2 protein-coding genes are annotated in these 3,291 nt (G+C 50.3%); one reads left to right on the plus strand and one right to left on the minus strand.

Annotation, left to right across the window (positions count from 1 at the left end; genetic code table 11):
- The coding region (locus tag JW953_01235; GenBank protein ID MBN1991298.1) for a response regulator at nucleotides 1-1,732 on the plus strand (1,732 nt) is incomplete at its 5' end.
- Nucleotides 1,733-1,912: 180 nt separating this feature from the next.
- Here the strand turns inward: JW953_01235 and JW953_01240 are convergent.
- Entirely contained in the window at nucleotides 1,913-3,124 is a 1,212-nt protein-coding gene (locus tag JW953_01240) for a response regulator (GenBank protein MBN1991299.1), read from the minus strand.
- Between the last annotated feature and the right edge of the window lie 167 nt (nucleotides 3,125-3,291).

Raw genomic sequence — 3,291 nt, forward strand, 5'->3', positions numbered from 1 at the left:
GGGAGTGGTGGTAGCCTGGTTGGCCGTAGGCACGCTATACACAGCTCTGCAATGGATGTGGAATACCCAACAGCAAGCCGACCAACTGCTAAATGAGGTCCGCGACCACCGGGCTGAACTCAGTCGCGTTCTTAAATCGTATGAGTTGGCTAATACGCTTCTGCGCCGTACACAACGCGAACTCATCTCTGCCCGCAAACAGGCCGAAGCAGCACGGCGCTTAAAAGAACAATTTGCGGCCAATATCAGTCACGAACTACGCACCCCCCTCAATCTTATCATGGGCTTCAGCGAGGTAATGTATCTTTCCCCCCAGGTATATGGAGAAATGAATTGGTCGCCCACATTGCGTCGAGACGTTTATCATATCTATCATGGCAGCCGTCACCTCTTGGGGATGATTGATGACATCCTGGACCTCTCTCACTTTGAGCTGACCGGATTTACTTTAAGTAAGGAAGCTACGCCTTTGGAGTCGTTACTATGGGATACAGTGGAGATTGCTGAAGACCTCTTCCGAGACCACCCTGTTCAGCTTAAAACAGAAATCGCCCCAGATTTACCCACGTTGGAAATTGATCGCACTCGTATCCGGCAAGTAATCCTCAACCTGCTCAACAACGCCCAACGCTTTACCCAGGCAGGAACAGTACAACTATCGGCGGCCCGGCAGACCGCTAACGAGGTTGTCATCAGCGTTAAAGACACCGGCCCTGGTATCCCGGCTGATAATTTGCCCCATATTTTTGATGAGTTTTATCAGGTTGATCGTTCACTACACCGTAACCACGCAGGCGCTGGTTTGGGGTTGGCTATCAGTAAACATTTTGTGGAAGCGCACGGGGGACATATCTGGGTAGAAAGCGAAGAAGGGAAAGGGTCAACATTTTTCTTTACTTTGCCGGTCTTGAGTTCTTATTTTCATCTGCCGTCTGCACGGATTAAAGAGGCACCAGAGCCGCAGTGGCCAGAGAGTCATCCTTGTATCCTGGTAGTTGACCCTGATCCGGCTGTATCTAACCTGGTCCGACGTCACCTTGGAGAATATGATGTTATGCAAGTGAAGGATGTTGACCGGTTATCAGAAGCGATCATGCTTCACCACCCCCAGGTGGTAGTATGTAATACGCTGCCAGGGCAACAGTATCAACATTGTGACATTGCTATGCCGGTGCCCTTTATTGAATGTTCGTTACCCAGCCATGCTTGGATGGCGAATAATCTGGCCGTAGAAGCTTGCCTGACCAAACCAATTACCGCCCAACAGCTCTTGCCTGAATTTGAACGGCTGGGGTCCATTGAAAACATTTTAATCATTGATGACGATCGGGATTTTATCCAATTGGTGAAGCGAATGTTGGCCGCAACCGGTCAAACCTTTCAGGTAAACCACGCTTACGACGGGGAGGAGGGCCTGACAGCAATACGCGCTCAACAACCCGACCTGGTACTGCTGGATTTGATCCTGCCCAATATGGATGGTTTTCAGGTGCTTGAGCAAATGCACCATGAACCTGGGTTAACCAACATTCCTGTTATTCTATTGACAGCCAGCAGCCTGGCCGAGGACCCTTTTACTCGACCTAACAGCCAGATAGTGATTCATCGTTCAGATGGGCTATATCCCGCCGAAGTTTTATCCTGTTTAAGGGCGGTGATGGACGTGCTGGAACCTCACTATGATGAACGCTCCCTGCCAAACAAATGGATGAATCAGGGAACGAAAAATTAGGATACCCGCTCTCTGAAACCTTAGAGCGTGTTTCTTAAATGTCATTTCGAGGCCGTTAGGCCGAGAAATCTCTTTATAACACCCGCCTGGAAGAGATTTCTCGTCGCTACGCTCCTCGAAGCAACATGCCGGTGTATTTAAGAAACACGTTCTTATCTATCACTCCCACATCTATCCTACCTATACTACGCCCACCTGGCGCAACGCCGCCAGCACGTCATCTCGACGAACCGGCTTGGGCAAAAAGAGAGAGGCCCCCAGGGAATAAGCCAATTCAGGATCGTTAAAAACAGAACAGATAATTACCGGCGTTTTGGCTATTTGCCGGTGACTGCGTAACCTTTGCAACAATTCCCAGCCATCCATTTCCGGCATCATCACATCCAACACAATCGCATCGGGCATTATCTCCTGGGCCAATTGCAACCCTTCTTGGCCGCTGGCAGCAGCCACTACCCGGCAGGTATGGCCGGTCAGATAACGATCAAGCAACTCCACCAATCCCGCGTTGTCGTCAATAACCAATATGGTCGGGCCACAAACCATCATCTGGAGAGTAACAATACGAATGCTTTCCGCTTGATCCTTTTGCCGCACTTTCCAGCCCAGTCGTTCGGTCAATTGAATAACTACATGATTAGCCGCAATCTGGCTGTTTGCTTTGGACTCCCGCCTATAGCGCAAACTGAGTGAAGTTTCTTTCTCATCAGCCGTTAGCCTAAGTTGCAAAGTTCCTGGTTGAGCCTGTTGAATAGTGTGGCTGAACATGTTGACCAACACCTGCCGGGCCATCACGGGGTCGGTGGAAACAATCACCGGTTCTGGAGGAACCTCGGTCTGGAAGTCAATCGCTCGTTGTAAGGCCAGTTGCTCTACTGCCTTTTGAGCATGCTGAATAAGCAAGCGTATGTCGGTAGGGCGAGGCCGGGTATCCAGCCGCTCCATTTCCGCTTCGATGGAAGAAAGCTGAGTGGCCCTGAGCTGGGGAGGAGATTTGGCGCGACGAGTCCACAAGATGGCGCTCAGGCTTTCCTCACCCCGCCGCAGGTCCCGATAGGCCTGACGCAACGAGATTCCCAGTTCGTGCGCCGTTTCCTGGACTGTCATCGCCTCGACGTAACGCAGACGAATCAGGTTGTAGAGTCGAGCCTGGGGAGATCGGAAAGGTACGCCTGTCTCCGGGCTAAGCGACTCGATGGCCGCTATTAATTCCTCACGCAATTGCTGGCCGGGCAGTTTAGTTGAATTCCCCGTTTCTGATTCTCCCGGCCCCAACGGGTGACGTTGCAAATAGGGAAAATCGTACAGATGTTCCAGAGCGTCTTTCACCTGTTCAATAAACTCCTCCGGCAAGGCCGCCGGTTCAGATACTTCTTGCTTGGCAGACATCATCCTCTAACCTTTGTGATGGTGTTGGCATCTTGATGGCAGGTATTTGGCAAAATTTTGTAGATAGCAATATTCGCAACGTGTTATCTTGACATTGTCACATTGCACAACTGTTCTGCTTAATAGTTGTCATAATTAACAAAGTAGAGTAACTTTTTCTATCTTTCCAA

The organism is Anaerolineae bacterium, assembly GCA_016931895.1.
GTDB lineage: Bacteria > Chloroflexota > Anaerolineae > 4572-78 > J111 > JAFGNV01.

Bases quoted from the DNA above. Each gene is read 5' to 3' on its own strand.
- JW953_01240 (MBN1991299.1), bottom strand. From the start codon at position 3,124: ATGATGTCTGCCAAGCAAGAAGTATCTGAACCGGCGGCCTTGCCGGAG.